Here is a 2,407-nt window from a genome sequence, read left to right on the forward strand (position 1 = left end):
GTACCAGTGCGCGCGGTGATCGACGCGATGGGCGGGGCCGCCGAGGGGGCGAACTTCCTCACCGGCACGGGGGGCGAAGAAATCCCCGAGGGCGTCCCGAAAGAGACGATCCAGGTCGAACGTTCGGTGCCCATGGCCGCGATGGATCACGCGATCCTCGCGTGGGAGATGAACGGAGAACCCCTGCCGCTGGCCCATGGCGGACCGTTGCGGCTGGTGATCCCGGGCTATTACGGCGTCAACAACGTCAAATACCTCAAGCGGTTGGCCCTGACCGAAGGTGAATCCCCCAACAAAATCCAGCAGACCAGCTATCGCGTGCGCCCCGTGGGCGTGAAGGGCGATCCGTCCCAGCCTTCGATGTATGAGATGAGCGTGAAGTCCTGGATCACCGGGCCGCTGATGGATGCCGCGACCGGAAAGGTCCAGATCCACGGTGTCGCCATGGGCGGGGTCAGCGACTTGGAAAAGGTCGAAGTATCGATCGACGGCGGGCAAAGCTGGGCCGAGGCGCAGTTTCTCGGTCCCGACCTCGGCCCCTATGCATGGCGGCCCTTCGTGATGATCACCGATCTGGCCGAGGGCACGCATACGCTGGCCAGCCGCGCCACGGCGAAGGACGGGCTGAGCCAGCCCGAGACCTTCCCCCCCAATGAGCGGGGTTACGGCAACAACGGCTGGCGCGTCCATGCCGTCGATGTGACCGTCAGCTGATCTGAATGACCGGCGGCACGGGGTGCCGCCGGATCCCTCACAAACCGGAGATATACTTATGACCACGCGAACGACGCCAGCCTTTGGCGGCGCAGTTTTCCTCGCCCTTATGGCAGGCGCGGCGAGCGCCGGGGCCGACCTCGATGCGGGGCGCGAGATTTTCACCGAAACCGCGCTGCCCGCCTGCGCCGTTTGTCACGCGCTCAAGGATGCGGGATCGGAGGCCGAAATCGGCCCCAACCTCGACGAATTCAAACCGACAGTCGATCAGGTCCGGGCCGCTGTGACCAGTGGCATCGGAGTGATGCCAGCCTTTGCGGAAACCCTCTCCAAAGAGCAGATCGAAACCGTCGCGCAATACGTGGCGCAGGTGACCGGCGGCGCCGATACCGCGTCGCAACCCGAATCGGAGGGCACGACCGAAGCGGCCTCCGCCGATATGGATACGGAAATGCCGGGCGCGGACATTCTGGCCGCCGGTGAGCCGGAGGCGGGGGAAAAGGTCTTTCGCAAGTGCAAGGCGTGCCACACCGTCGATGAGGGCGGGCCAAACCGGGTCGGCCCGAACCTCTACGGTATCGTGGGCGCGCCCGTCGCCTCTGTCGAGGGCTTCGGCTACTCGGATGCGCTGATCGAATATGGCGGCGACTGGACGCCGGACCGTCTTGCGGCTTTCCTTGCCAATCCACGCAAGGAGGTGAAGGGCACCAAGATGGGGTTCGGCGGACTGCGCAAGGAAGAAGATCAGGCCGATGTGATCGCCTACCTCGACAGTCTGGCAAAAGACGCGGCAGCCGACTGATCCCGCCGGAACGAACCGCGCCGACAGGCTCGCCCCCCGGAAGTGTCCTTATGACACTTTCGGGGTTTTTTGCTGGCCTCGCACTTCAGATAGCTTTTGATCAGATCGACCCTTTTTGCGGTCCCCTTCCATCGCGTCAGATAGGTGACGCCGATGGCAGCCACATAGCGATTCGCGCGTCGGCCACCAAATCCCTCGATTTCAAATTTACTAAATCGTTTTAATTTAACATCTTACAAACTATTTAATTTTTTATTTGTAATTTTTTATATATCTGCACAGTCTCTCTGAGGCAAACTCAGGAGAGCCCCATGCAAACCCGCGTCCGTATCGGCCTGCTCACCCCTTCATCGAACACGGTGATGGAGCCGCGTGTCGCCGAGCTGCTGGCCGAGCTTCCGCAGGTGACCGCGCATTTCGGGCGTTTCCGGGTCGTCCGTATCGCCATGAGCGACGACGCCTTGGGTCAGTTCTCCTTTGAACCGCAACTGGCCGCTGCCGATCTGCTCGCGGATGCCAAATGCGATGTCATCGCCTGGGGCGGGACTTCCGGGGGCTGGCTGGGCGTGGAAAACGACCGCGCATTGTGCCACGCGATCACGGAAAGAACGGGCGTTCCGGCCACGACATCGACGCTCGCAACGCTCGATGCCTTCCGCGCCATGGGGGCAAGCCGTTACGCCCTGGCGACGCCCTACCTCGAAGAGGTGCAGAACGCGATCATCACGAATTTTGCCAAAGTGGGCTTTGACTGCGTGCATGAACGCCACCTCGAAGACCCCGGCAATTTCACCTTCGCCCAGTATGACGAGGACACGATCGCCCAAATGATCCGGGAGGTGGCGGCCAAAACGCCCGACGCCATCACCGTTTTCTGCACCAACTTCGACG

Annotated in this window: 3 protein-coding genes; all 3 read left to right on the forward strand. The window is 62.2% G+C overall.

The genetic code is table 11. From position 1 onward, the window contains the following. On the forward strand, positions 1-714 hold a 714-nt coding region (locus tag A3764_RS09010), incomplete at its 5' end, for a molybdopterin-dependent oxidoreductase (RefSeq protein ID WP_150122118.1). 58 nt (positions 715-772) lie between these two features. After that, a complete protein-coding gene (gene sorU, locus A3764_RS09015; protein ID WP_067926930.1) occupies positions 773-1,516 on the forward strand; it encodes a SorU family sulfite dehydrogenase c-type cytochrome subunit in 744 nt (247 codons plus the stop codon). 311 nt (positions 1,517-1,827) lie between these two features. Next, positions 1,828-2,407: maleate cis-trans isomerase family protein (locus A3764_RS09020; protein ID WP_067951506.1), on the forward strand; the 580-nt coding region annotated here is incomplete at its 3' end.

The sequence above is a fragment of the Sulfitobacter sp. HI0129 genome, assembly GCF_001635395.1.
Classification (GTDB): Bacteria; Pseudomonadota; Alphaproteobacteria; order Rhodobacterales; family Rhodobacteraceae; genus Sulfitobacter.